The 22,738-nt window shown below is 64.4% G+C and carries 28 protein-coding genes; 17 read left to right on the top strand and 11 right to left on the bottom strand.

Annotated elements, in window-relative coordinates:
- Positions 1-150: 150 nt before the first annotated feature.
- On the top strand, positions 151-1,365 hold the full coding sequence (locus BHMPCIPO_RS12875; protein WP_173517107.1) for a multidrug effflux MFS transporter: 1,215 nt from the start codon (positions 151-153) through the stop codon (positions 1,363-1,365).
- A gap of 78 nt (positions 1,366-1,443) precedes the next feature.
- On the opposite strand, the gene BHMPCIPO_RS12870 is transcribed toward BHMPCIPO_RS12875, so the two are convergent.
- Entirely contained in the window at positions 1,444-2,328 is an 885-nt protein-coding gene (locus BHMPCIPO_RS12870; protein WP_173517106.1) for an SDR family oxidoreductase, read from the bottom strand.
- A gap of 198 nt (positions 2,329-2,526) precedes the next feature.
- On the opposite strand from BHMPCIPO_RS12870, the gene BHMPCIPO_RS12865 reads away from it, so the two are divergent.
- The 6 genes from BHMPCIPO_RS12865 (at position 2,527) to BHMPCIPO_RS12850 (ending at position 5,413) form a co-directional block, all read left to right on the top strand.
- Positions 2,527-2,931: a winged helix-turn-helix transcriptional regulator gene (locus BHMPCIPO_RS12865; protein WP_173517105.1), complete on the top strand. Its 405-nt coding sequence runs from the start codon at positions 2,527-2,529 to the stop codon at positions 2,929-2,931.
- Between the two features lie 405 nt (positions 2,932-3,336).
- Positions 3,337-3,774 carry an FAD-dependent oxidoreductase gene (locus tag BHMPCIPO_RS33655; RefSeq protein WP_312033027.1) on the top strand — a complete coding sequence of 146 codons (438 nt, stop codon included), beginning with the start codon at positions 3,337-3,339 and terminating at the stop codon, positions 3,772-3,774.
- A gap of 21 nt (positions 3,775-3,795) precedes the next feature.
- Entirely contained in the window at positions 3,796-4,617 is an 822-nt protein-coding gene (locus BHMPCIPO_RS33650) for an FAD-dependent oxidoreductase (RefSeq protein WP_312033026.1), read from the top strand.
- Positions 4,618-4,664: 47 nt separating this feature from the next.
- The gene (locus tag BHMPCIPO_RS32575) at positions 4,665-4,823 is read left to right on the top strand and encodes a VOC family protein (RefSeq protein ID WP_210266446.1); all 159 of its coding nucleotides are present in this window, start codon (positions 4,665-4,667) and stop codon (positions 4,821-4,823) included.
- A 15-nt stretch (positions 4,824-4,838) separates the two neighbouring features.
- A complete protein-coding gene (locus tag BHMPCIPO_RS32570) occupies positions 4,839-5,045 on the top strand; it encodes a VOC family protein (RefSeq protein WP_210266445.1) in 207 nt (68 codons plus the stop codon).
- Positions 5,045-5,413, top strand: coding sequence for an NIPSNAP family protein (locus BHMPCIPO_RS12850; protein WP_173517104.1), 369 nt, complete (start codon positions 5,045-5,047; stop codon positions 5,411-5,413). The genes BHMPCIPO_RS32570 and BHMPCIPO_RS12850 overlap by 1 nt, the downstream gene beginning before the upstream one ends.
- Before the next feature lie 168 nt (positions 5,414-5,581).
- Here BHMPCIPO_RS12850 and BHMPCIPO_RS12845 read toward each other — a convergent pair whose 3' ends face one another.
- Entirely contained in the window at positions 5,582-6,301 is a 720-nt protein-coding gene (locus tag BHMPCIPO_RS12845; protein WP_173517103.1) for an aspartate/glutamate racemase family protein, read from the bottom strand.
- A gap of 190 nt (positions 6,302-6,491) precedes the next feature.
- On the opposite strand from BHMPCIPO_RS12845, the gene BHMPCIPO_RS12840 reads away from it, so the two are divergent.
- The 3 genes from BHMPCIPO_RS12840 to BHMPCIPO_RS12830 all read left to right on the top strand — a co-directional run bounded on the left by BHMPCIPO_RS12840 (position 6,492) and on the right by BHMPCIPO_RS12830 (position 9,180).
- Positions 6,492-6,956, top strand: a complete 465-nt coding sequence (locus tag BHMPCIPO_RS12840) for an Lrp/AsnC family transcriptional regulator (protein WP_173518160.1) — start codon at positions 6,492-6,494, stop codon at positions 6,954-6,956.
- 264 nt (positions 6,957-7,220) lie between these two features.
- Entirely contained in the window at positions 7,221-7,556 is a 336-nt protein-coding gene (locus BHMPCIPO_RS12835) for a hypothetical protein (protein ID WP_173517102.1), read from the top strand.
- A gap of 355 nt (positions 7,557-7,911) precedes the next feature.
- Positions 7,912-9,180 (top strand): NAD(P)/FAD-dependent oxidoreductase, encoded by a 1,269-nt coding sequence (locus BHMPCIPO_RS12830; protein ID WP_173517101.1) that lies wholly within the window; start codon positions 7,912-7,914, stop codon positions 9,178-9,180.
- 117 nt (positions 9,181-9,297) lie between these two features.
- On the opposite strand, the gene BHMPCIPO_RS12825 is transcribed toward BHMPCIPO_RS12830, so the two are convergent.
- Positions 9,298-10,023 (bottom strand): class I SAM-dependent methyltransferase, encoded by a 726-nt coding sequence (locus BHMPCIPO_RS12825; RefSeq protein WP_173517100.1) that lies wholly within the window; start codon positions 10,021-10,023, stop codon positions 9,298-9,300.
- A 371-nt stretch (positions 10,024-10,394) separates the two neighbouring features.
- Here BHMPCIPO_RS12825 and BHMPCIPO_RS12820 point away from each other — a divergent pair, with 371 nt between their 5' ends.
- Together BHMPCIPO_RS12820 and BHMPCIPO_RS12815 are read left to right on the top strand one after the other, a co-directional pair.
- A complete protein-coding gene (locus tag BHMPCIPO_RS12820) occupies positions 10,395-10,835 on the top strand; it encodes a hypothetical protein (RefSeq protein ID WP_173517099.1) in 441 nt (146 codons plus the stop codon).
- 3 nt (positions 10,836-10,838) lie between these two features.
- On the top strand, positions 10,839-12,071 hold the full coding sequence (locus tag BHMPCIPO_RS12815; protein ID WP_173517098.1) for an HlyD family secretion protein: 1,233 nt from the start codon (positions 10,839-10,841) through the stop codon (positions 12,069-12,071).
- A 400-nt stretch (positions 12,072-12,471) separates the two neighbouring features.
- On the opposite strand, the gene BHMPCIPO_RS12810 is transcribed toward BHMPCIPO_RS12815, so the two are convergent.
- Together BHMPCIPO_RS12810 and BHMPCIPO_RS12805 are read right to left on the bottom strand one after the other, a co-directional pair.
- Positions 12,472-12,960 carry a GNAT family N-acetyltransferase gene (locus BHMPCIPO_RS12810; protein WP_173517097.1) on the bottom strand — a complete coding sequence of 163 codons (489 nt, stop codon included), beginning with the start codon at positions 12,958-12,960 and terminating at the stop codon, positions 12,472-12,474.
- Between the two features lie 274 nt (positions 12,961-13,234).
- Positions 13,235-13,642: a rhodanese-like domain-containing protein gene (locus BHMPCIPO_RS12805; protein WP_173517096.1), complete on the bottom strand. Its 408-nt coding sequence runs from the start codon at positions 13,640-13,642 to the stop codon at positions 13,235-13,237.
- Between the two features lie 87 nt (positions 13,643-13,729).
- On the opposite strand from BHMPCIPO_RS12805, the gene ftrA reads away from it, so the two are divergent.
- Positions 13,730-14,767 (top strand): transcriptional regulator FtrA, encoded by a 1,038-nt coding sequence (ftrA, locus tag BHMPCIPO_RS12800; protein WP_173518159.1) that lies wholly within the window; start codon positions 13,730-13,732, stop codon positions 14,765-14,767.
- Between the two features lie 22 nt (positions 14,768-14,789).
- Here the strand turns inward: ftrA and BHMPCIPO_RS12795 are convergent, their stop codons facing one another.
- Positions 14,790-15,773 (bottom strand): nucleoside recognition domain-containing protein, encoded by a 984-nt coding sequence (locus tag BHMPCIPO_RS12795; protein ID WP_173517095.1) that lies wholly within the window; start codon positions 15,771-15,773, stop codon positions 14,790-14,792.
- Positions 15,774-15,888: 115 nt separating this feature from the next.
- Between BHMPCIPO_RS12795 and BHMPCIPO_RS12790 the strand changes: the two genes are divergently transcribed.
- Positions 15,889-16,341, top strand: a complete 453-nt coding sequence (locus tag BHMPCIPO_RS12790) for an Lrp/AsnC family transcriptional regulator (RefSeq protein ID WP_173517094.1) — start codon at positions 15,889-15,891, stop codon at positions 16,339-16,341.
- A 95-nt stretch (positions 16,342-16,436) separates the two neighbouring features.
- Here the strand turns inward: BHMPCIPO_RS12790 and BHMPCIPO_RS12785 are convergent, their stop codons facing one another.
- Complete coding sequence (locus BHMPCIPO_RS12785) at positions 16,437-17,186, bottom strand: SDR family oxidoreductase (RefSeq protein ID WP_173517093.1); 750 nt, start codon at positions 17,184-17,186, stop codon at positions 16,437-16,439.
- Positions 17,187-17,435: 249 nt separating this feature from the next.
- Between BHMPCIPO_RS12785 and BHMPCIPO_RS12780 the strand changes: the two genes are divergently transcribed.
- Positions 17,436-17,720 (top strand): hypothetical protein, encoded by a 285-nt coding sequence (locus BHMPCIPO_RS12780; RefSeq protein WP_246304308.1) that lies wholly within the window; start codon positions 17,436-17,438, stop codon positions 17,718-17,720.
- A gap of 154 nt (positions 17,721-17,874) precedes the next feature.
- On the top strand, positions 17,875-18,261 hold the full coding sequence (locus BHMPCIPO_RS12775; RefSeq protein ID WP_173517092.1) for a hypothetical protein: 387 nt from the start codon (positions 17,875-17,877) through the stop codon (positions 18,259-18,261).
- Here BHMPCIPO_RS12775 and BHMPCIPO_RS12770 read toward each other — a convergent pair.
- On the bottom strand, positions 18,258-19,163 hold the full coding sequence (locus BHMPCIPO_RS12770) for a LysR family transcriptional regulator (RefSeq protein WP_173517091.1): 906 nt from the start codon (positions 19,161-19,163) through the stop codon (positions 18,258-18,260). The two genes, BHMPCIPO_RS12775 and BHMPCIPO_RS12770, sit on opposite strands and share 4 nt — an antisense overlap.
- Before the next feature lie 104 nt (positions 19,164-19,267).
- Between BHMPCIPO_RS12770 and BHMPCIPO_RS12765 the strand changes: the two genes are divergently transcribed.
- Positions 19,268-19,489: a YjiS-like domain-containing protein gene (locus BHMPCIPO_RS12765; RefSeq protein ID WP_173517090.1), complete on the top strand. Its 222-nt coding sequence runs from the start codon at positions 19,268-19,270 to the stop codon at positions 19,487-19,489.
- A gap of 38 nt (positions 19,490-19,527) precedes the next feature.
- Here the strand turns inward: BHMPCIPO_RS12765 and BHMPCIPO_RS12760 are convergent, their stop codons facing one another.
- The 3 genes from BHMPCIPO_RS12760 to BHMPCIPO_RS12750 all read right to left on the bottom strand — a co-directional run bounded on the left by BHMPCIPO_RS12760 (position 19,528) and on the right by BHMPCIPO_RS12750 (position 22,736).
- Entirely contained in the window at positions 19,528-20,226 is a 699-nt protein-coding gene (locus tag BHMPCIPO_RS12760; protein ID WP_173517089.1) for a Type 1 glutamine amidotransferase-like domain-containing protein, read from the bottom strand.
- Positions 20,227-20,301: 75 nt separating this feature from the next.
- Complete coding sequence (locus BHMPCIPO_RS12755) at positions 20,302-20,712, bottom strand: hypothetical protein (protein WP_173517088.1); 411 nt, start codon at positions 20,710-20,712, stop codon at positions 20,302-20,304.
- Between the two features lie 80 nt (positions 20,713-20,792).
- A complete protein-coding gene (locus BHMPCIPO_RS12750) occupies positions 20,793-22,736 on the bottom strand; it encodes a MacB family efflux pump subunit (protein WP_173517087.1) in 1,944 nt (647 codons plus the stop codon).
- Between the last annotated feature and the right edge of the window lie 2 nt (positions 22,737-22,738).

The raw sequence follows: 22,738 nt of genomic DNA, 5'->3' as shown, positions 1-22,738 counted from the left end.
GATGCCATGAAGGATCTCTTCGTCGTCAACGGCGGTCGCAAATATCTTCTGCAGAAACCAGAGTTTTGCGGGTGAACTTGCGACTGGCGCGTGCAGGCTTGCGGCAAGACTGCTATAGGTAGGGCCCATCCTCTCCCTCGAATGCGGCCAATGACATTCCCCACCAGTTTCCGCGAGCGCATCGTCCTCTATGCGCTTCTGACCTCGCTGACCTCGATCAGCATCGATGCGCTCTTGCCGGGCCTGCGCCAGATCGGGGCCGATCTCGGCGTCCGGCCGCCCCTTTCCACCCAGCACGTCATCTCCCTCTTCATTCTCGGCATGGCGTTTGGAGAGCTGCTGCTGGGGCCGCTTTCCGATGCGATGGGGCGGAAGAGGGCGCTGGTTCTGGGGCTCGGCGTCTATGCGGTCGGGACGGTCGTTGCTTTGGTGGCGGGCTCGCTCGAAATGGTGATCCTCGGCCGCTTCCTTCAGGGCGTCGGCGTCTCTGGACCGAAGATCGCGACGCGGGCGATGATCCGCGACCAGTTCGAAGGCGATGCCATGGCCCGCGTCATGTCCTTCATGTTCACGCTCTTCATTCTGGTGCCGATGCTGGCCCCGACGCTGGCGCAAGGGATCATCGCCGTCGGTGGCTGGCGCAGCGTCTTTGCCGTCTACCTCGCGGCGGCCGGCCTTCTCGGGCTGTGGCTGGTGATGCGGCAGCCGGAAACACTGGCGAAAGACAAGCGTATCCCCTTTCGCCCGCGGCTTCTCGTATCGAACGGACGGCGTATCCTCTCAAACCGGCGCGTGACGCTCCTGATACTGGCGACCGGACTCGTCTTCGGCGCGCAGCTCCTTTATCTCAGCACGGCGGCCGACCTCTTTTTCGACGCCTACGGGATCGGACAGACCTTTCCCCTCTATTTTGCCCTGCTCGCCGCGGGCATCGGGCTTGCCTCGTTCCTCAATGCGAAGCTGGTGCAACGCTTCGGTTCGGAAGCGATGGCGCGTTACGGCTTCCTGGGATTGGCAACGGCAGGGCTTGCCATGCTGGTGGTATCGGCCTCCTGGGCCGGCCGGCCGCCGCTGACGGTGCTGATGGTGCTCGGCTTTGCGGCCTTCTTCGCGATCGGGGTGCTTTTCGGCAACCTCAACGCCGCGGCCATGCGCTCGCTGGGTCAGGTTGCGGGTCTCGGTGCCTCGTTGATCGCCTCCGGATCGAGCCTGATCGCCACCCTGTTCGCGATCGCTATGGGCGCCTTTTACGACGGCACGACGCTCAATCTGTCCGCCGGGTTCTTCGTTGCCGGCATCAGCGCACTCGTCCTGGCGGAGATCGCGGTGCGGGCGGATGCCTCGCCGGTGGAGGCCGTAAGGTAGGCCACCCCAGGCGGTGACGGGAGTGGGACGGGGCAAGAGCCGGCATGCCACCGGCTCCCTTCCTTTCAAGCAGGTTTCTTAACCGGCAAGTTGCGCCTTGCTCGCTTCCAGGAATGCGCCGAGCTTCACCGGCGTTGCACCCGTCAGCGTCGTCACGTCGTTCGTGACCATGTTGATGTGGCCCTCGCGGGTGTTGGCGTCGAAGGAAACGACGATCGGAATGAGGAAGTCCGGGAGGCCGGCGCCCTTCAGGCCGCCCGCGAGCGCTTCGTCCGAGATATGCACGACTTCGAGCGGTTTGCCGGTCGCCTTGGCGACGAGGGCGGCGATCTCGTCGGTCGAGCGCTGCTCGCCGCCGGTCAGCGTATAGGTGCGGCTCTCGTTCGTGCTCGAGGCCAACGCTGCAGCGGCGGCCTTGGCGGCGTCGGCACGGGCGATGTGGGCGAGGCGGCCTTCGCCGGACGAGGAATACCATTGGCCGGTTTCGAGCGCATGCGGCAGCGCCATGAACAGGTTCTCCATGTACCAGCCGTTGCGCAGGATGGTGTAGGGGATGCCGGTCGCCTTGATGGCGTTTTCGGTGCCGAGATGATCGGGCGCGAAGGGGATGACCGATGTCTCGGGGCTGGGCATCGAGGTGTAGAGGATGTGCTTGGCGCCGGCCTTCTTGGCGGCGGCGACGGCCGCGAGATGCTGCTTCAGGCGCTTGCCCGGCTGGTCCAATGCGTCGGTCGAGATGATCAGGATCCGGTCGGCGCCGGCAAATGCGCTCTCGAGCGAGGCGGGGTCGTCGAAGTCAGCGGCGCGGGTCTTGACGCCCTTGGCGGCATAATCGGCAAGCTTCGCCGTGTCTCGGCTGGTGGCGATGATGCGGGCCGGCTCGACGCCGGAGCCGAGAAGCTGGTCGAGCACGAGCTTGCCGAGTTGGCCGGTTGCGCCGGTGACGAGCAATGTTTCGGACATGTCTTTTCCTTTTTCTCTGAACCTGAGACGGGATGGGCGGGAGCGCGCCCGCCTTTCCTCGCTCGCCGTTGATGCCGGCCGCCTGGGAGGAAGCACTGGCACATGGTCTCTTTTTGAGACTTGCTCTTATCCCGTAATCTCGGTAGAGCTGTAAAGGAGGCAGTTTTTTCTGCTGTGGTAACAGGAAGGGTACCGCCTATGAGCATGCTGACCGGCGAGGTGAATGGCAAGCGCGTGGCAATGGTCTGCGGCATTCCGATGGATGTCGAAAACTGTCCGGTGCGCGATGTCATGGACAATATCGGCGGCAAGTGGAATTCGCTGATGATCCTGTCGCTGGCCGACGGTCCCTTGCGCTTCTCGCAGCTCCGCCGCCTGATTCCCGACATCTCCCAGCGCATGCTGACCCAGACGCTGCGAGACCTGCAGCGCGACGGCTATATCCATCGCACCGTCTACCCGACCCAGCCGCCGAGCGTAGAATATGCGCTGACCGACCTCGGCCGTTCGCTGCTCGGCCTGCTCAAGCATTTCGTCGACTGGTCGGTGGAGAACCACGGGGCCATTCGGGCGGCGCGCGAGGTTTATGACGCGGAGGCGTGAAGTTCTCCGGGGGGCGGACACCGCGGGCGAACGGTTCGCTTGTGCGCCCGACACGCTTCTTTGTTCCGGCGAGCGTTAGTGAAGTTTGCCCCTCACCCTAACCCTCTCCCCGCAGGCGGGGAGAGGGGACGAGGACGAAGGCGGCGTTGCCAATCGGAACCTGCCGTCAGAGAGCGCTGCGATTGAAGATGGGGACGTGAAGCGAGCGGGTGCCGCGAGTCTCCTTCGCCCCGCCTGCGGGGAGAAGGTGGCCGGCAGGCCGGATGAGGGGCAAGCCCTCACCGGGCGGATGAGGGGCGGTGGCGAGGCACGACGCGCGACGTCGTGTCTCGACGTACAATCTTGCCCTAGCGCCTTGATTTTCCCTATAGTTTCGCCAAATCACCTGCGTCACCCCGGGGAATCATGAAGACACTTGATATCGGCATTGCGGGCGCCGGCCCGGCGGGGCTTGCGGCGGCGCTGATGCTGTCGCGGCGCGGCCATCGGGTGGAGCTTCTCGAACGTTTCAAAGAGGCATCGCCCGTCGGTTCCGGCCTGATGCTGCAGCCGACGGGTCTGACCGTGCTCGACACGCTCGGCCTGTTGCAGCCGATGCTTGCCCTCGGCAGCCGGATCGACCGGCTTTACGGCGCCGATGCGAAATCCGGACGGACCGTTCTCGACGTGCGCTATGGCGCGCTGGCCAGTGGCCGGTTCGGGCTGGCGGTGCAGCGGGCGGCGCTGTTCAACACGCTTCACGATGCGGTGCGCGGCGCCGGTCTGAAGGTCCGGACCGGCGTCACGCTGACCGGCGCGAGGGTGGAAGCCGACAAGGCCGTTCTTCTCGATGCCGAAAGGTGAGAAGCGGGCGCCTACGATCTGGTGATCGATGCGAGCGGCGCACGCTCGACGCTTGCGGCCGGCTCCGCCGTGGCGCCCAAGGTGCGCGAACTGAGCTATGGCGCCTTCTGGGCAACGCTCGACAGCGACGGCCTCGTCCATGACCGCCATGCGCTGGTGCAGCGCTACGACCGGGCGCGGGTGATGATCGGCCTATTGCCGGCGGGCAGGGCGCGGGTCGGCGAGAAGGAGCGCGTCGCCTTCTTCTGGAGCCTCAAAGTGGCAGATGCGGACCGGGTGCGGCAGGCCGGGCTCGACCGTTGGAAGACGCGTATCCTCGACTACTGGCCGGATTGTGCGCCCTTGCTCGATCAGATCGCCGACTGGGGGCAATTGACGCTGGCGCGTTATGCCCATCGCACCATGCGCCCGCCCGTTTCCGGCCGTATCGCCTTCGTCGGCGACAGCGCCCATTCGACCAGCCCGCAGCTCGGGCAGGGGGCCAACATGGCGCTTCTCGACGTGGCGGCGCTGGCGCATGCGCTCGACCGTGCGTCGGACCTCGACACGGCCCTTGCTGCCTATGCCGCCGCGCGCCGCAATCACGTCGCCCTGTTCCAGCTTCTCTCGCTGGCCTTCACGCCCTTCTACCAGTCGGACTCCACCCTTCTCGCCTGGATGCGCGACCGGCTGGTCGCAACGATCGCGCGCACGCCGCCGATGCAGGCGCTGCTCGCCTCGATCGTCTCGGGCACGCTGGTCGACCCCTTCGCGCCTGCCGGGCTTGGCGAAAGCGACTGGCAGGCGGTGGGCGCATCTGCGCACGGCCTACTCCGATCGGCCCCGGACGCGATTTCCGCCTGAGGCAGTCGACGAAACGAGAGGACCGGACGGCGAATGGAGAAATTGCGATGACCGATAGCGTGGCGGCCATTCTGGTGCATGTTCCAGACACGGAAGCGGGGCTCGCCTGGTATCAGCGTGCTTTCCCGCATGCCGAGCGACGGTGGCTTGAAGAATTCGACTTCGCCTATCTCCAGGTCGGGACAGTGGATCTCGAAATCGTCTAGGCGGATGAGAAGGTGGTGAGCGGTGCGGCTGGCTCCGTCGTCCATTGGGCGGTCGATGATTTCGACCGGGCTCTCAAGCATTTCGAAGCGCTCGGCGCGCTTCTCTATCGTGGGCCGATGGCGATACAGGAGGGGCTCTGGATGTGCCAGGTGCGCGATCCCTGGGGTAATTGCATCGGCCTTCGCGGGCCGAGATCCGGATACAAGGGAGAGGAAGCCTGATGCCCGATGGTCCCGTCACCTGTGAAATCCGCTACCGGATCGAGCAAGGCCGAATGGCCGACTTCAGCGGCTACGCAGAAATCTGGGTCAGGCTCATCGAGCGTTACGGCGGAACGCATCACGGCTATTTCATCCCGCGCGAAAAGCCCGAGGGCGTCGGCACGAGCTTTCCGGGTGTGGGTGAAGAGGGTGCCGGCGATATCGCTATCGCGCTGTTCACGTTTCCGGATGAGGCTACCTATCTTAGCTATCGCCGAGAGGTTGCCGAAGATCCGGATGGCATTGCGGCCAACGCGCGTTATGGAAATGACCCGCCGTTCATCAGCTATGAGCGCATTTTCCTGCAGCCGCTTGTGAGCAATCCTTAAGTCATCCTCGGGCTTGACCGATCAAGCCCCGACGGGGCTCAGGGGTGTTGCGGCTTCTATATTGGATAAGCATGCTCGGGCCCCTGGCGACGAAGGAAGACGTGTTAAAGCCGACGGGTGGTCTTTGCAGTCCCCTCGTAGGTACCTCAGCGGCCCGAGCGCCGGCGCTCACGCGGCCCGCGCCAGCGAGACCCCTTCCAGCGCGAACTCCACGGCGGCCTCGGCGTGGATTGCGGTGGAATCGAAGCCCGGCAGCGGCAGAGCCCGTGGGTCGAGGGTCAGGCAGATCTCGGTGCAGCCGAGGATGACGGCGTCGGCGCCTTCCGCCTCGGCCTTGTCGATCAGATCGATCAACGCCCTGCGGGAAGAACGCAGCACCTTGCCGGCGCACAGTTCATCGAAGATGACATTGTGGATCAGCGTGCGGCCGTCCGCATCCGGTACCATGATGTCGATGCCGTGGCTCTTCATGCGCTCGGCATAGAAGCCGTGCTCCATGGTGTAGCGGGTGGCGAGCAACAATGGCCTGCGGCTGCCGGCTGCCTTGAGACGTGCGGCGGTCTCGTCGATGATGTTGATCAGCGGAATGTCGACGGCGGCCTGCACGGCGTCGGCGATCAGGTGCATGGTGTTGGTGCAGATCAGCACGCAGTCGGCGCCGGCCGCCTCCAGGCCGCGGGCGACATCGGCAAGCCGCCTGGCGGCATCGTCCCAGCGGCCGGCCTTCTGCAGGTCGACGATCGACTGGAAGTCGACGGAATGCAGCAGCACCTCAGCCGAATGCAGCGCGCCCAGACGCTCGCGCACGGCTTCGTTGACCATGCGATAGTAGACCGCCGAGCTTTCGAAGCTCATGCCGCCGATGAGACCGATCTTGCGCATAACCATTCCTCTCTCTGCCCGCTGTTGCCGCGCTGAGCGCAGCCAGTTTTCGATGGAGAAAACTATGCGGCAAAGTGCGTTGGAACGGTTCGCTTTGTTGCAAGGGAAAATGCATCTTGGCGCGAGATATTTGCGCAAGAGATGATAGATGTGCAAAGATATGGCGCAACGGTTGGCTATGGGTGGAGGGATCGGCGTGCTCGACGAGAGGGACAGGAAGCTGCTTGGGCTGCTGCAGCAGGATGCAAGCGTTGCCGTTGGTGAGTTGGCGGAGCGGGTGAACCTCTCGCTGTCGGCCTGTTCGCGCCGCATCCAGCGGCTGGAGGAGGCGGGCTATATCAGCAGGCGCATCGTCGTGCTCGACCGCCAACGCATGGGCGTGCCGACGACCGTCTTCGCGCTGATCAAGACGGCGCACCATTCGGACGAGTGGATCGAGACCTTCCGCCGGGCGATCAGCGATATCCCTGAAATCGTCGAGGTGCATCGGCTGACGGGGAATTACGACTATATCGTCAAGGTCGTGCTGCCGCGCGTCGAGCATTACGACGTGGTCTACAAGCAGATCGTGCGCAAGGTGGAACTCTTCGACGTCTCCGCCTCGATCTCGATGGAAATCCTGAAGAGCGGTACGGCGGTGCCGGTCGATTATGCGGAGTGAGGTGTTTCTCAAGGAGCAGTGCGCCGACGCGACCCGATGCGGGCTTGATAATCCGAAGGTGAGATACCCTTCCTTCGCTGGAAGGCGCGGCGCATGCGTTCAGCGTTGCCGATGCCGAACGGGAACGGGGCATTCGCCACTTAGTCGCTTTGTATTGTTCCGATTGGTTCCTAAGTTGGCGACCATGTTCGTCAGGCTGTCGCGGACGAATGCAATTATGTTACGCATACCCGCTTCAGTTGAATCGTTTGCGCCGGACTCTTGATGTCGCTCGCTGCATTATCCGAACAAGAACTTAAGATCGTGCGCCGCTCGATGGAGGGCGCTTTAGTACACCTCGGATGGGACCTTGAAACCCGGATCGGGGTGACCGAGGAACAGATGCGCGATCTCCTCGCCAAGTGGCCGAACGTGGACGACTCTGTCGATAACCGGCCCGAGTGCCTTGCTATCAACAATTCGCTTAACGACCTTCTCCACGGCCTGGGGATTTCCGATGCAACAGCTATGGAGCTGACCGGCGCCGACAGATCGGAAATGCGCCGGGTCTATGACAAATGGGCGAGAGCGCGAGGCTGGAGCTCGACCGGCGTTGTTTGAACATTCGCCAGCGTGAACGTGCTCGCACTCAAAAGCGCATTAGATGCCCTGCTCGTGCGATCGGCGTCGTCATTGTGCGCGGGGGCACTCCCCTCGATCGCCGAAAACCACGTCTTCGATCCGGCAACCGTCACTCGCCGTTCACCCCGGAGGAGATCCGGGCGCGCGTCGCGCGGATCAGGCATCTCGCGCCAAACGAGCGCTGAAGGCCTGTCAGTGCGCTAGGCCGGAACAGCCGTTCTTGATTTTTTGCAGGGGTGACATGAGATGCCGGCGCTTGTCCTCGCCGTCTGCAACCCCAATGTTGTGGCATGTCCAAACGGAAGGCCAGTTGCTGAGCCGACTGGAAAGAAACATGCAGGACAGGCATCATGTGGTCGTCGTCGGCGGCGGGTTCGGCGGGGTGCAGCTCGTCAAGGGGCTCGCCGTCGCACCGGTTCGGATCACGCTCATCGACCGGCGCAACCACCATCTCTTCCAGCCCTTGCTCTATCAGGTTGCGACGACGCTGATCGCGACCTCGGAAATCGCCTGGCCGCTTCGCAGTCTCTGGCGCGACCGGCCGGAAGTGACGACGCTTCTCGGCGAGGTGACGGATGTGGACGCGGCCGGAAAGGCGGTCGTTCTCAGGGACGGCCAGCGGGTCGGCTACGATACGCTGGTGCTGGCGACCGGGGCGACGCATGCCTATTTCGGCCATGACGAATGGGAGCCATTCGCCCCCGGCCTGAAGACGCTCGAGGACGCCACCACAATCCGCCGCCGCGTGCTCACCGCCTTCGAGCGCGCCGAGCTGGAAGAAGAGCCGGCCGCGCGCGATGCGCTGCTGACCTTCACCATTATCGGTGCCGGTCCCACGGGCGTCGAGCTTGCCGGGATCATCGCCGAGATGGCGCATCGCACGCTTCCGGACGAGTTTCGCCGCATCGATACGCGGCGAACCCGCGTGATCCTCGTCGAAGCGGGGCCGCGCATTCTCGCCGCCTTCAGCGAGGATCTCTCCGCTTACGCGGTCGAGGAGCTGAAGTGCCTCGGTGTCGAGGTTCGCACCGGAACGCCGGTGACATCCTGCACCGAGGAGGGCGTGATGATCGGCGAGGAGTTCGTGGCGAGCCGAACGCTCGTCTGGGCCGCGGGCGTGCAGGCCTCACCCGCCGCCCGCTGGCTGGACATCGCCGCGGACCGGGCCGGCCGGGCGATTGTCGGCGCCGATCTCACCGCCCCCGGGCACAGGGATGTTTTCGTCATCGGTGACACGGCCGCCGTCACCTATGATGGCGGCAAGCCGGTGCCGGGCATCGCGCCGGCGGCCAAGCAGCAGGGCGCCTATGTGGCCGACGTCATCCGCGCGCGGCTTGCCGGCGACAAACCGCCGGGCGATTTCCGCTATCGTCACCAGGGCAGCCTTGCCACCATCGGCCGGCGCGCCGCGATCATCGATTTCGGCCGCTTCAAGCTGAAGGGCGCGCTTGCCTGGTGGATCTGGGGCATCGCCCACATCTACTTTCTGATCGGCACCCGCAGCCGCTTCGCCGTCGCCTGGAGCTGGTTCTGGACCTATTTGAGCGGCCAGCACAGCGCCCGGCTGATCACCCAGAAGGAGAGCCTGAAGAAAAAGGGGTAGGCGGTGAACGGCGGCCGCTGCATGAACTGCCGTCAGCTTGCTGGTGCCAAGAGGCACCTTCAGTGGTTGGCAGACACGCTGAACTGCGGCCTATGCATGAGCTGCCATGTCTTGCTCCTACTTCTGCACCTTCACGATCAGGATCATCGGGCGATCGACTTCTTCGGCCAGAGCCGGGATCTCGGCGATCTGCGCCTCGGTCGGCCGCCATTCCTCAACGTGGCGGATGGCAAAGCCCGTCGATATCAGCGTGTTGAGCGTCGTGCCGATGGTGCGGTGGTGCTTGATCACGCCCTTCGCCAGCCAGTCGGTGATGCGCGGTCCCTCCTCGGAATAGTGATCGACCGGCCAGGTCCGTTCGCCGTTTTCGAAGCGCCAGCCGGGATTGTGGGAGGCCATGTAGATCGGGTGCTCGATGGTGAAGACGAAATGCGCGCCGGGAGCGAGCGCACGGTGGATGGTGGCGACCAGCCGGCCGAAATCCTCGACATAGTGGAAGGCGAGCGAGCTGTAGGCGAAGTCGAAGCCTTGCTCGGGGAGTTCGAGCTCATCGAGGTCGGCGATCCTGTATTCGATCGCCGGATCGGACGTGTCGGCCCGGGCGCGGGCGATCATCTTCTCGGAGAGATCGAGGCCGAGCACGTGAGCGGCGCCGGCCTCGCGGGCAAAGCGGGAAAACCAGCCGAAGCCGCAGCCGAGGTCCACGACGCGCTTGCCTGAGAGATCCGGCAGCAGGGCGCGGATCGCCGGCCACTCGGCAGCACCCGCAAGCCCGTGCAGCGAGCGCCCGAGCTGGCTGTAGCCTTCGAAGAACTCCGGCCTGTCGTAAATGTTTTGAGCCATCGTGGTCTCCTTCAGGCAATGGACGGTGCGTGCGGCCGCCTGCGGCGCGCGATAGGACGAGTGGGCGTCGGCTGCGGTTACCGGGGGAACAGCATGCCGCCGAGGATCCTGCTCGAAACCCTCCGGCATTTCGCCGGTGCTACTGTATGTTTCCTTTAACCGTAGCCGGTTAAAGGACAAAACATGCAGCAATTCAAAGTGCTACAGCGACCTTTGCGCGTCCGATGACGCGCGGCGCCGTAGAACCCTGATTTGCTTAGGCGCGCAGTTCCGCAAGGTCAAGTTGCGGCTGAAGTACAAGTTTTGTTTGCGTTTTTTGGGGGTGTGCTAATGTGCGATTCTCCTGGTCCGGTCCGTTTTTTGGAGGCGTAATGTCTGAGGCCGTCCATCCTACTGCAATTCATCATTTACCGGCGTTCATCACGGCACCGGGGCAGAGCGACGTCCTGTTCAACGTCGTCGTCATCTTCATGATCCTGGCGATCTTCGCGCTTGGCACCTTCTATCTCCGGCTCCATTCGCTGCCGGAGACCATGGCGCACAAGAGCCACAAGGTTCAATACGAACTGGTGGCGGTGCTGGGGCTGATCTCGCTGCTCACGCACAACAACATCTTCTGGATCGCAGCGCTGATTCTGGCGCTGATCGACCTGCCGGATTTTTCGTCGCCACTTTCGTCTGTCGCCCGCTCCCTGGAGCGGATCGCCGGCAAGGTGGATGGAGCAACTGAACCCGTGCCGGCCGAGCCTGAGCCGGCAGCGGGGCATCCGGCAGCGCCTGCAGATCAGCCGTCGGTGGAAGGAAAGGCCTGAGCCATGTTCGAATTCATGCTTTGCTCGATGCTGACGATCCTTCCCGACTATCTCTTCCGCCGCTATGTCCAGGGCAAGAGGTTCGGCAAGGAGATCACGATCTACTCCGTCTGGTTCGAACTGCGCTGGGGCATCACCGCCTGCATCATCCTGACGATTTCGCTGATCACGCTGATCTTCTACTTCCATCCGTCGACGAAGAACGTCACCGCGGCGTTCCGCACGGTCGCGGTGCTGCCGGAGACCAGCGGGCGCGTCTCAGAGATCTACGTGACCACCTTCGAGAAGGTGAAGGCCGGCCAGCCGCTGTTCAAGCTCGACAGCTCGGAAGAGGAAGCCGCCGCCGAGGTTGCGCGCCGGCAGATCGCCGAGGTTGACGCAGAAATCACCGTCTCCCGCACCGAACTCGTCGCTGCCGATGGCGCGATCGTGCAGGCCCAGGCGGCGGTGCAGCAGGCCCAAGACGAGTACGACACCCAGGTCGAACTCAACAAGCTGAACCCCAACGTCGTCGCCCGGCGCGAGATCGAGCGCCGGCAGGTCAACCTCGAAGGGCGCAAGGGCGCACTCACCGCCGCCCTTTCCAACAAGCAGACGCTGGAGACCAAGCTCGCTTCGCTGCTGCCTTCGCAGAAGGCGAGCGCCGAAGCAGCGCTGAAGGAGGCGGAGGTCGATATCGCCAAGGCCACGGTCAGGGCCGGCGTGTCCGGCACGCTGCAGCAGTTCACGCTCCGGGTCGGCGAAGTGGTCAATCCGCTTCTGCGGCCGGCGGGCGTGCTCGTGCCCGAGTCTGCCGGCCGGGCGCGGCTTATTGCCGGCTTCGGCCAGATCGAGACGCAGGTGATGAAGGTGGGCATGATCGGCGAGGCGACCTGCGTCGGCAAGCCCTTCACCATCATCCCGCTGGTCGTGACCGAGGTGCAGGACGTGATTGCCGCCGGCCAGGTGCGCGCCAGCGACCAGTTGATCGACGTCACGCAGATCTCGCAGCCCGGCACGCTGACCGTCTTCATGGAGCCGCTCTATCCCGGCGTGCTCGATGACGTTCCTCCGGGCAGCAGCTGCATCGCCAACGCCTATACCAACAGCCATGACGAACTGGAGTCACCCGATATCAGCACCCTTCGCTGGGCCTATCTGCATGTGGTCGACGCCGTGGGCCTCGTCCATGCGATGATCCTGCGCATGCAGGCGCTGATGCTGCCGGTGCAGACGCTGGTGCTTGGCGGCCATTGATGGGGCGGTGCAGCCTCTGAAGCGCCGCTGCGGCAGTCAATATACAAGGCCCCGAATACAAGGCCCCGACTGGAAACGGTCGGGGCCTTTTGCGTTTGCCTGTTCTTCAAATGAACTGAGCCTCCGCGGGGAACGGAGGCTCGAGCGCGCAATAAAAACAAATAAAGCAATTGCACGGCAATAAAAACGCAACCACACTACTCTTCCGGGGATTGTATGTCTGCGGTGTGCAATTACAGGTACAGTTTGACAAAAGCAGTGTCTGAAATCAATCAAATTTAAGAGGGATTTGAGTAGTCAATTGGGGCTAGGCAGGGCCGCGAGATGCCCTGCCCAAGCGGGTTATGACGGCTTCGACGAGGGTTAGACGCCGTTCCGGGGCGCATGGTCAGGTGGATCTTCAGCCTTCGCAGCCGCCCGGAACGGCCTCGACCGGCATCGTCCAGGGCTCCCAGATCGCATCATGACTGCCGCCCTCGCGCCGGTAGAAACGCTTGGCGGCGTCGTTGCTCGCCAGCACCGTCCAGTTGATGCGCGGCGCGCCGATCCTGGCTGCATAACGTTTCAGAGCCGCGATCAATGCGGCGCCTGCGCCTGAGGAACGTGCTGTTTCCTCGACGAAAAGTTCCTTCAGCACCAGCGTCGGCTTCAGGTCGTAGGTCCAGGGGATGACGTAGTGGACCGCGATGCCGACCGTGCGGCCGCAAAGCTCCGCGATCAGCACGCCGAAGCGCGGGGTTTCGCCAAGCCCGTGTTCGACCAGGTCCGCTTCGGTCACGCCGAATTTGTCGATGTAGCCCTCGAAGATTGCAAGGCCGCGCATCAGCCGCAGCATGTCGGTCACGTCGTGGCGTTGGAAGGGGCGGACGGTGAGGGGTGAGGCGTGCATCTCGACATCTCGTGCAAAGGGGTGATCCGTCAGGCGCGGGTTACTGAATGCCGGCGGGGGGCAAGGTCATGTGGCGCTGCAAAGTGCTGCGGCGCGCTTCGCGCGTCTGGCAGACGCGCGAAACAATCGTGTGAGCTACTGCATGTCTCCTTAAATCGACCTCGATTTAAGGACAAAGACATGCAGCAAATCAAAGTGCTACAGCGACCTTTGCGCGTCTTATCAGATGCGCGGCGCTGTAGGCCCGGGCTCAGGCGGCGAGCAGGGCCTGCGCTTAACCGGGCGCGGAGCCGGTGGCGAAGGCGAGGCCCTCATCTTCCCAGCCGGTGATGCCGCCGATCATGATCTTCACGGGGCGGCCGAGCCGGGCAAGCTTGAGGGCCGCCTGGTCGGCGCCGTTGCAGTGCGGGCCCGCGCAGTAAGCGACGAAGAGCGTATCCTCGGGCCACTCGGCCATGCGTTCGGCGCTGATCTGGCGGTGCGGCAAGTGGATGGCGCCCGGCACGTGACGGCGGGCATAGGCGGCTTCGGAACCCACCACATGCAGCAGCACGAAATCCTGTTCGCCGCTCTTCAGCGCATGGGCGACGTCCGAGCAATCGGTCTCGACGCTCAGGCGCTTGGCGAAATGGGCAATGGCGATCTCGGGGGAAGCGGCGGGGGGTTCGGTGACGATGCTCATCGGGCTCTCCTCAGGTGTTCGTGCGGGTTGGCGAGGAGAGGTGTAACAGCGCTTGGCGGGGACTGGCAGTTGGCATTATTGCCATATATGCTCAAGATCATGCCAAAGTCGTTTTCCGCTGCCCCATCGCTTCAAAATCCGCTCGTCGTGGCGCTTGCCTATGACGGGCTCTGCACCTTCGAGTTCGGCGTCGCCGTCGAGATGTTCGGCCTGCCGCGGCCGGAAATGGGCGAGGGCTGGTATCGCTTCGCCGTCGCCTCTGTCGATCCCGGCGAACTGAGGGCAACCGGCGGCGTGCGCCTCGTTGCCGACGGCGGTATCGGGCTTCTGGCTGAAGCCGGCACGATCATCGTTCCCGGATGGCGGGGCGCCGACCAGCCGGTGCCGGAGGCGGTCTGCGCCGCCTTGCGCGCGGCGCATGATCGCGGCGCGCGCGTCCTTTCCATCTGTTCCGGCGTCTTCGTGCTGGCGGCGGCGGGCCTGCTTTCGGGCCGCAGGGCGACGACCCACTGGCGCTATACCGACAGGCTGAAGGTGCTTTATCCTGACATCGAGGTGGTGCCGGACGTGCTCTATGTCGACGGCGGCGCGGTGCTGACCTCGGCCGGCAGTGCCGCCGGCATCGATCTCTGCCTGCATCTGATCCGCCGCGATTTCGGCAGCGAGGCCGCCAATCGCGTCGCCCGCCGCCTCGTCGTGCCGCCGCACCGCGACGGCGGCCAGGCGCAGTTCATCGAGCGGGCGGTGCCCGACGTGCACGAGAGCGCCCGGCTCGGGCCGCTGCTCGACCGAATGCGCGAAAGGCTCGGCGAGGATTTCTCGATCGCCGTGCTGGCGAAGGCGGCGGGCATGAGCGAGCGCACGTTCCTGCGCCGCTTCGAGGCGGCGACCGGCACGACGCCGGCGCGCTGGCTGCTTTCCGAGCGGCTTTCCCGCGCCCGGCAATTGCTGGAGGAAACGGCGCTCGGCATGGAGCAGGTGGCCGAAGCCTCGGGCTTCGGCTCGACCCAGACGCTCCGCCACCATTTCCGCCAGCAGCTTTCGACGACGCCCGCCGCCTACCGCGCCGCCTTCGGGCGGATGACGGTGCCGCCAACTCTGGCTGCGGAGGTCGCGGCGGAGTAACGCAACCGCTGCGCGGCTTGCTCTACGCCTCCGACAGGGCGGGTTCGCCACCATCCTTGCGGAAGAAGGAGCGGAAGAACACCCTGTCCGGCGCGGACGTGATGACGCGCGCGACCACGGCCGTTGCCATGATGGCAAAGAGCAGGCGGCCGAAGAACACGCTGGCGAAATCCGCACCGAGGGCAACGACGACCAGCGTATCCTCGATGAGGCTGTGGCCGAAGCCCATGAAGACGCAGGCGAGGAAGACCTGGCGCGGCTCCACCCTGGCTTCGTGCGCCTCGCGGATCAGCAGCGCGCCGCCATAGGATATGCCGAGGAGCACGCCGACGGCGGTAAACGGCACTGTCTCGGACCTTATGCCGGCGAGGCGAAAGAGCGGCGCCAGGCCCCGGTTCAGCCAGCCGAGAATACCGACGAGCTTGAGAATCTCGATCGTCCAACTCAAGGCGAGCAGCACGACGAGCATGGTCGCGAGCGTCTTCAGCGTGCTGAGCGCGAAGGCGACCCATCCGGAGCCCTCGTTGACCGGGATCCATGTCGGGTTCAGCGGCGTGGTGAGCCATCCGGTCACCGCGAAGACCTGGTGCAGCAGCGCCGCGAAGACGAGGCCGCCGCCGATCCTGAGCGCGCCCGTGACGAGAAAACTGGGGCCCGCCTTCTGGATGATACGCTGTTCGATCGGGATGGCATGGGCCACCAGCATCAGCGCCGAAAAGACCGTCATGTCGGCGGTCGTCAGCTCCGAAACCGGCACCAGCGCGAAGACGACCACCACGGCGCCCCATAAACCGACAAGCAGGCCGGTCAGCCAGGCGAAGGCGAGTTCGGGCGGCAGCCCGACCACGGTCATCAGCGGCTCGAAGGCGGGCGCGACTGCCCGGATCACCCCCAGTTCCTGCAGCACATGCGTGACGATCGTGACGGGGACGATGACGCGGACGAGGTCGAAATAGACTTCGAGTGTGGCGAGCGTCTTGCGGTAGAGGATGATCAGAACGGCCATGACGGTGTCTCCTTGACTGGTTGTCCAAGGACTAGCGCGAGGCCATTCGCAGTTGTGGTCAAAATATGCGAGTTTGTGCAATAAAATTGCATGAGGCCGCAACGGGGGAACCGGGATGGACAAGATCGACAGCAAGCTTCTGAAGCTCTTGCAGCAGGATGCGTCGCGCACCAATGCCGAGCTTGCGGCAGAGGTCGGCCTGTCGCCGTCGAGCTGCCTACGCCGCATCAGGCGGCTTCATCAGACGGGCGTCATCGACCGGATCGTCGCGGTCCTCAATCCGGCCAAGGCCGGCCGAACGATGAAGGCGATCATCACCGTCGAGCTCGAGCGCCATGGCGAACAATATGTCCGCCGCTTCCTCGACATGGCCGCCAAGGAGCCGGCGGTCGTTCAGGCCTATAGCGTCAGCGGCGAGACCGATGCGCTGCTGATGCTGCGGCTCAAAGACATGGACGAACTCGATGCGCTCACCGAGCGGCTCTTCCGCGAGGAGAGCAATGTCGCCCGCTATTACACGGCATTCGTGATCCGCACGGGCAAGGAGACGACGGAGATACCGATCTGAAGGGCCGCCGGGGAGGCGACTGTCCGGATAGAGCTACTGCCGCAGCTTCGCGCCAGGGCAGCCGGCCCTGGCGCCTGTTGGGCCGTTGCCGCCCGTCACTTTACCGCGGCATTGCCGCCATCGGCAAAGAGCGCTGCACCGGAGACGAAGCTTGCCATCGGGCCGGAGAGGAAGAGGGCGGCCTGGGCGATCTCTTCCGGCTGGGCGATGCGCTTCATCGCGTGCAGGCCGGCCGCCCATTCCTTCTGCTCCTTGCTGCCGCCTGCCGGCGTATCGACGCCGCCGGGAAGCAGGGCGTTGGCGCGGATGCCGCTTGCGCCATAGTCGGCGGTGATGCCCTTGACGAGGCCCATCAGTCCGGCTTTCGCGGCGCCATAGGCGGCCATGCCGGGGATGCCGACGCTGGTGCCGACGAAGGTGGAGGTGAAGACCAGCGATCCGCCATCACGCTGCAGCATGGCGGGGATCTGGTGGCGGGCGGCGAGGAAGGCGGAGGTGAGGTTGGCGGCGAGCGTCTCCTGCCATTCGGAGGCGGTGATTTCGGCGATCGGCCTGACGGCGCCGACGGAGCCGGCATTGTTGACGGCGATGTCGAGGCCGCCGAAATGGCTGAGCGCCGCTTCCACCAGCCGGACATGGGTCGCTTCCTCGGTGACGTCGCCACTGACGGCGATCGCTTCGCCGCCATCCTCGCGGATCACCTCGACGACGGCGGTAAGCGGGCCTTCGCCGCGGGCGTTGGCGACGATCTTCGCGCCCTCGGAGGCAAAGAGCCTGGCGACCGCACGGCCGATGCCGGAAGAGGCGCCGGTGACGATCACGATCTTGTCTTGCAGCATGGCCATGGACTTATCCTTCTCTTGTTGAAGTGTGCCCTGACTACTGCCGGCGGAGGGCACCGCCCACCCGATTTCCGATCGGTGATTATGACGATGCAGATTTTCAATCGCGCTGGTGGCATAGTCCGGCTGACAACGAGGGAAGGAGGAACGGATGCTGAAGACCTCTAGCGGGAGCTGCCATTGCGGCGCCGTGCGCATCGAGGCGGAGATGGACATCAGCGCCGGTACGGGAAGTGCAACGGCAGCATCTGCGTGAAGATGCGCCTCTGGTCGGTGGTGGTGAAGCCCGAGGCCTTCCGCCTCCTTGCCGGTGAAGCGGCGCTGACGGACTATAGCGGCCGCAACCCGGGCCGATGCGGCGTGCGCCCGTTCGAGCGCATCGACGCGCCGAACATGACCAACGAGACCTGCTACAACATCAACGTCGCCTGCCTGGACGGCGTCGATATCGACGAACCGTTGACCGCCCCCGTGACCTATTGCGACGGGCTCAACGACAACTGGGGCGAGATCCCGGTCGAGGTGTGGCATCTGTAGCTCCATCTCAGCACAATAGTGCGTATGCGCCTTCACCTAGCCGGCTTTCATGTTGTTTTCCCTTCTGTTGCAGCCTTCCCGTTGAGCTCCTTCGAGAATGCAACTCGACTTTCGCGAGACTCGCGATAAGAGTTCCTTGAGGATGGAGGGGCAAATGAAGTACTCGAATCTACGCTCACTGTTGGTGGGCACAGCGACTGCATTTTTTGCTTTGTCATTGGTGGCAAATGCGGAGCCGTATCAAAAGCACGGTGTCGTAAACTGCGCGCTGCCCGGAACGACGATCGAATTCGCGCTTAATGGTTCGGGTGGCGCAGATGTCGCTTCAGTCTCGTCAAACTTCCCGCCATTCGAAGAAGCGGCGCGCATCAAGACATGGTCAGCGACTGTCGTCACGAAGGATGGGCTCAAGGTGCTTGTCCTGGACAACCTCAAGGCCACACGCATTATGGTAAGGCTGCCGGACGGAAAGGGCATGGCGTTTACCGGGTCTGACGGTGTTTCTGACATTCTTTGCCAGGTGCTTGTGCAAGCGGACTAACTACGCCCCAACTCCTCGTCCAGATCTGCCAGCGTCCTAAGCGCCGCGAGCGTTTCGCGTAGCGCCCGATCGAGCCGTTTGTCGCGGCGCAGCACGAGGGCGGAGCGGCGTGATAAAGGCGGCGTGACCGGCCGCACCTCCAGCCGCTCGCGATCCCCGGCGCGGAGCGCGATTTCCGGCACGAGCGCTGCGCCGAGGCCGGCGGCGACCATTTCCTTGATCGCGTCGACGCTGCCGAACGACATGAGCGGTTTGACGTCCGTGCCGCCCGAAATCAGCCATTCGTCGGTGATCCGGCGGGTGTTGGCGCCCGGTTCGTAGAGGATCAACGGGTGCTTCGCCAGGGTTTTGGCGGTCACGCTGTCAGGCAGGTCGGTTCCCAGAGGGGCGATGGCGACGAAGCGTTCGTCGAAGAGCGGGGCCACATCGAAGATGCGGCCGGTGACGGGAAGGGTGACGAGCCCGATATCAAGCAGATTTTCGTCCACCGCCTTGACGATGTCGGCGCTGTTGCCGGTCGTCACCGTGATGTCGAGGTCGGGAAAGCGGCGCTTGAGATCGGCCAGCAGCGGCGGCAGCAGGAAGGCGCACGGGGTGGCGCCGGTGCCGAGCCGCACGCGGCCGAGAACGCCCTTGGCGTGGCGTGCCACCGCCTCGATGGCCTGGTTCGTCGCGGCCTCGATGCGGCCTGCATGGACCAGCAGTTCCACCCCGGCGGCACTCGGCCGCGCGGTGCGGCCGACCCGCTCGACGAGGCGCACGCCGAGCTGCTTTTCCAAAGCGCGCACCTGCAGGCTGATCGCCGGCTGAGTGAGCCCCAGGCGCTCGGCGGCGGCCGAGAAGCTGCCGAGATCGGCGACCAGCGCGAAGGTTCTGAGATAGTCGAGATTGAGCGCACCCATATCAAAGTTTTCCTTATGCTTCGAATAGGAATGCTAACCTTCATTTGTGGAATGTCGAGGCGCAGACTGTGCCCATAATCAGGCACAAGACATGGGTATTCGACATGTTCAGGGAAATCGGTCTCTATCTCGCCGCCTCGCCGCGGTCGCGGTATTGGCAGTTGCAGCAGTTGCGTGAACTCGACGCCGAGCGCCTCGCCGACATCGGCATCACCGCGGGAGAGGCGCAGCGCGGCAGGCGCAACGTCGCCTCGGCACCGCTGCCGCCCCGGGAAGAAGCGGTGGCGCTACGCCATGCGGGAGCTGCGCGGGCGGGAGCGATATAGAGGGGCGGGGCTCAGCAACGTGCAACAGACGTGCGCCGTCAGATCTGCAAGATCGAGAAGCCGTCGAGCTCGAGTTCGCCCGGCGCGCGTGCGGCTCCGCCCGCAAGCCAAAGCGGATTCCCCAGGCACTCGATCCTCCCGCCGGTCACAATGATGCCGTCGCCGTCATTGCAGGCAACGATCGGCCGCAGCAACGATGCGCTGTAGCGCAGGAGCGCAGGCAGGTACGCGTCGTCGTCGTTGAGATGCGGGAAGAACTCGAACGGCACGAGATCAAGCGCATCGCCGTCAGCGATATCCTCCGGCCGCCTGCCGATGAAGAGCGCATCCGTCGCGATCGTCGGGGCCATGAGGATGGCGCCGGCGCTGACGCCGATGAGGATGCCGCCGGCGAGCGCCCAGTCGCGGAGCGGCCCGAGCATGCCGCTTCGTTTCAGCCGCTCGAGAAATCCGCCGGTATGGCCGCCGGCGAGGTGGATGGCATCCGAGGCGAAGAGTGCGGCGATGTCTTCTGCCGAGTGCGGCTCATCGAGATCGAAGAACAGCGCGAGATCGAGGCCGTATCGGCCGTAGTAGGACCGGGCAGCAAGGAAGAAGCCGCGATCCGGCTCCGGGCCGGAGGCGACATAGGCGATGCGATTTCCGGTTCCTCGCGCCCGCAGCCGGTCCACGAGCCTGAGGTCGATTACCGAACATTCGGGGAAGATCTGGTCGCTGTAGAGTACGAGGTTGAGCAATCTGTCTTCACTTTCGCGAGCAGGGCGACTTGCGCCACGGTGAATGCTTGCGCGCGCATCTGAACGAAGTTCGCGTCAGTTCGCGGGAGCAGATTGCCGCTTCACGGCGTGGGCGTAGCGCCAGACGCCGAGCCACCCGAAATAGGCAAACGCCAGAAGGACCGGATAGAGCACCACCACCGCGGCCAGTTTGCTCCTGGCAAATGCCGCCGGGCTGAGAGACAAGAGTGCCCAGGTCGTGTCAACGATTTCAAAGGCCGTCCAGAGGGTCAGCATCTTGGCAAAAGGCGGCCAGAAGGCCGATGGAAGCATGATCCTATCGTAGGCATAGCAGACGAGGCCGATGGTTGTCGGCACCGACATGATCATACTGATCAGGTCCCTCAGGCCAAATTCGCCTTCGATGTGCCCCGAAACCAAGAGCGCAAGCCAGATGAAGGCCCCCGCCGTAAGCACACATGTCAGGGCTGCGAAGAACTTCCACATCTCGAATTACGCCAATGGTTGCAGAATGCCATCTTGGGTAGTGGGGCATGCTTTGTCTACAGCCGGCCGCGCCGCGCCCCTCAATCCGCACTCAGCGCCACCGCCGGCTGCAGGCGCGAGGCGTTGCGGGCGGGGAGGAAACCGAAGACGAGGCCGGTGAGGAAGGCGCAGGCGAAGGCGAGCGCCACCGGGCCGAGGGTGAAGGCGACGGGCATGCCGAACTGGCCGGCGAGCGCCCCGGTCGCGAGGCCGAGCGCGACGCCGAGCGTGCCGCCGATCGCCGAGACGACGAGCGCCTCGATGATGAACTGCAGGAGGATGTCGCGCTGGCGGGCGCCGGTCGCCATGCGCACGCCGATCTCGCGGGTGCGCTCGCTGACCGAGACGAGCATGATGTTCATGACGCCGATGCCGCCGACCAAGAGCGAGATCGCCGCGACGGAGCCCAAGAACAGCTTCAGCGTGTTCGAGGTCTCGGTGAAGGCCTCGCGCACGGAGGACATGTTGGTGATCTGCGTGTCCTGGCGCTTGTGGCGCTGGTCGAGCAGCGCCTGGATCGTCTGCTGGGTGATGTCGATCGCCGAACCATCCTTCACCTGCACGGTGATGGTGCGCACGTTGCGCTGGCCGAAGAGGCGGATGCTGCCGGTCGTCAAAGGCACCAGCACGACATCGTCCTGGTCGGTGCCGAACGCGGTGGCGCCCATTTCCGCCATCACGCCGATGACCTGGAAGGGGATCTTGTTGACCAGCACATATTGCCCGATCGGGTTGTCGCCATCGGGAAAGAGCGTCTTGACCACCGTCTGCCCGAGGACCGCGACCGGCGCGTAAGCGTCCATGTCGTTCTGATTGATGAACTCGCCCTTGGCCATCTTCCAGGATTTCGCGGTGGTGAATTGCGGCACGGTGCCATTGGCGGTCGTCTGGTAGTCGACATTGCCGCGGCGGAGCGTGACGTTGCTCGTCATCTCCGGCACGGCGAAGGCGACGTTCGGCACTTCGAGGATCGCATCGGCATCGGCCGGAATGAGCGTGACGTTGCTGCCGCCTGCGCTGCCGCGGAAATTCGCCATGCTGGGGCGCACCACCAGGAGGTCCGAGCCCATGGAGGAAATGCGGCTCAAAACCGAATCCTGCGCGCCGGTGCCGATCGCCAGCATGGCGACGACGGAGCCGACGCCGATGACGATGCCGAGCAGTGTCAGGATGGTGCGGAAGAGATTGGCCTTCAGCGCCCGGAACGCCATCTTCACCGCTTCCGTGACGTCGGCGATCGCCGCCGAACCTTCGCTGACATGGCGGGCAAGGGCGGCAGCCCCCTCGGCATTGCTGCGGCTCTTCTTGGCGCGGTCGGCGACGATGCGGCCGTCATGGATCTCGATCAGCCGGTCGGCCTGTTCGGCGACCTCGCGTGAGTGGGTGATGACGATGACCGTGTGGCCCTGGTTGTTCATGTCGCGGAGCAACGCCATCACGTCCGAGCCGCTCTGGCTGTCGAGCGCGCCGGTCGGCTCGTCGGCAAGGATGACGCGGCCGCCATTCATCAGCGCGCGGGCGATCGAGACACGCTGCTGCTGGCCGCCGGAGAGCTGGTTCGGCCGGTGGTCGAGGCGCTCGCCGAGCTTCAGCGCCTCGAGCAGCGCCTCGGCGCGATCGTGCCGGTCGCGGGCGGACATGCCGGCATAGACGGCCGGCACCTCGACATTCTCCTTGGCGCTTGCGGTCGGAATGAGGTTGTAGCTCTGGAAGACGAAACCGAAGGTGCGGCGGCGCAGCGCCGCCAGCTCGTCGGTGTCGAGGTCGGCGACGCTTTCGCCGTCGATCAGATAGTCGCCGCCGGTCGGCTGGTCGAGGCAGCCGAGAATGTTCATCAGCGTCGATTTGCCGGAGCCGGACTGGCCGACGATCGCCACGAATTCGCCCGCCTCGATGTCGAGCGAGATACCGTGCAAGACCTCGACGGCAAGATCGCCGTTGAAATAGGTCTTGCAGACGTGCTTGAGCGAGATGAGCGGGGACATGG

This window comes from Ensifer sesbaniae, from assembly GCF_013283665.1.
Classification (GTDB): domain Bacteria; phylum Pseudomonadota; class Alphaproteobacteria; order Rhizobiales; family Rhizobiaceae; genus Ensifer; species Ensifer sesbaniae.
Note: the sequence above shows the minus strand (reverse complement) of the source record. Positions and strands in the feature narration are given on the sequence as shown.

Coding starts and splice junctions, on each gene's coding strand:
- BHMPCIPO_RS12775 (WP_173517092.1), top strand. CDS start 17,875: ATGAAGTACTCGAATCTACGCTCACTGTTGGTGGGCACAGCGACTGCA.
- BHMPCIPO_RS12770 (WP_173517091.1), bottom strand. CDS start 19,163: ATGGGTGCGCTCAATCTCGACTATCTCAGAACCTTCGCGCTGGTCGCC.
- BHMPCIPO_RS32575 (WP_210266446.1), top strand. CDS start 4,665: ATGACCGATAGCGTGGCGGCCATTCTGGTGCATGTTCCAGACACGGAA.
- BHMPCIPO_RS12835 (WP_173517102.1), top strand. CDS start 7,221: ATGTCGCTCGCTGCATTATCCGAACAAGAACTTAAGATCGTGCGCCGC.
- BHMPCIPO_RS12875 (WP_173517107.1), top strand. CDS start 151: ATGACATTCCCCACCAGTTTCCGCGAGCGCATCGTCCTCTATGCGCTT.
- BHMPCIPO_RS12815 (WP_173517098.1), top strand. CDS start 10,839: ATGTTCGAATTCATGCTTTGCTCGATGCTGACGATCCTTCCCGACTAT.
- BHMPCIPO_RS12865 (WP_173517105.1), top strand. CDS start 2,527: ATGAGCATGCTGACCGGCGAGGTGAATGGCAAGCGCGTGGCAATGGTC.
- BHMPCIPO_RS12870 (WP_173517106.1), bottom strand. CDS start 2,328: ATGTCCGAAACATTGCTCGTCACCGGCGCAACCGGCCAACTCGGCAAG.
- BHMPCIPO_RS33655 (WP_312033027.1), top strand. CDS start 3,337: ATGAAGACACTTGATATCGGCATTGCGGGCGCCGGCCCGGCGGGGCTT.
- BHMPCIPO_RS12790 (WP_173517094.1), top strand. CDS start 15,889: ATGGACAAGATCGACAGCAAGCTTCTGAAGCTCTTGCAGCAGGATGCG.
- BHMPCIPO_RS12830 (WP_173517101.1), top strand. CDS start 7,912: ATGCAGGACAGGCATCATGTGGTCGTCGTCGGCGGCGGGTTCGGCGGG.
- BHMPCIPO_RS12765 (WP_173517090.1), top strand. CDS start 19,268: ATGTTCAGGGAAATCGGTCTCTATCTCGCCGCCTCGCCGCGGTCGCGG.
- BHMPCIPO_RS12820 (WP_173517099.1), top strand. CDS start 10,395: ATGTCTGAGGCCGTCCATCCTACTGCAATTCATCATTTACCGGCGTTC.
- BHMPCIPO_RS12750 (WP_173517087.1), bottom strand. CDS start 22,736: ATGTCCCCGCTCATCTCGCTCAAGCACGTCTGCAAGACCTATTTCAAC.
- BHMPCIPO_RS12755 (WP_173517088.1), bottom strand. CDS start 20,712: ATGTGGAAGTTCTTCGCAGCCCTGACATGTGTGCTTACGGCGGGGGCC.
- BHMPCIPO_RS12845 (WP_173517103.1), bottom strand. CDS start 6,301: ATGGTTATGCGCAAGATCGGTCTCATCGGCGGCATGAGCTTCGAAAGC.
- BHMPCIPO_RS12805 (WP_173517096.1), bottom strand. CDS start 13,642: ATGAGCATCGTCACCGAACCCCCCGCCGCTTCCCCCGAGATCGCCATT.
- ftrA (WP_173518159.1), top strand. CDS start 13,730: ATGCTCAAGATCATGCCAAAGTCGTTTTCCGCTGCCCCATCGCTTCAA.
- BHMPCIPO_RS12810 (WP_173517097.1), bottom strand. CDS start 12,960: ATGCACGCCTCACCCCTCACCGTCCGCCCCTTCCAACGCCACGACGTG.
- BHMPCIPO_RS12850 (WP_173517104.1), top strand. CDS start 5,045: ATGCCCGATGGTCCCGTCACCTGTGAAATCCGCTACCGGATCGAGCAA.
- BHMPCIPO_RS12785 (WP_173517093.1), bottom strand. CDS start 17,186: ATGGCCATGCTGCAAGACAAGATCGTGATCGTCACCGGCGCCTCTTCC.
- BHMPCIPO_RS12825 (WP_173517100.1), bottom strand. CDS start 10,023: ATGGCTCAAAACATTTACGACAGGCCGGAGTTCTTCGAAGGCTACAGC.
- BHMPCIPO_RS12795 (WP_173517095.1), bottom strand. CDS start 15,773: ATGGCCGTTCTGATCATCCTCTACCGCAAGACGCTCGCCACACTCGAA.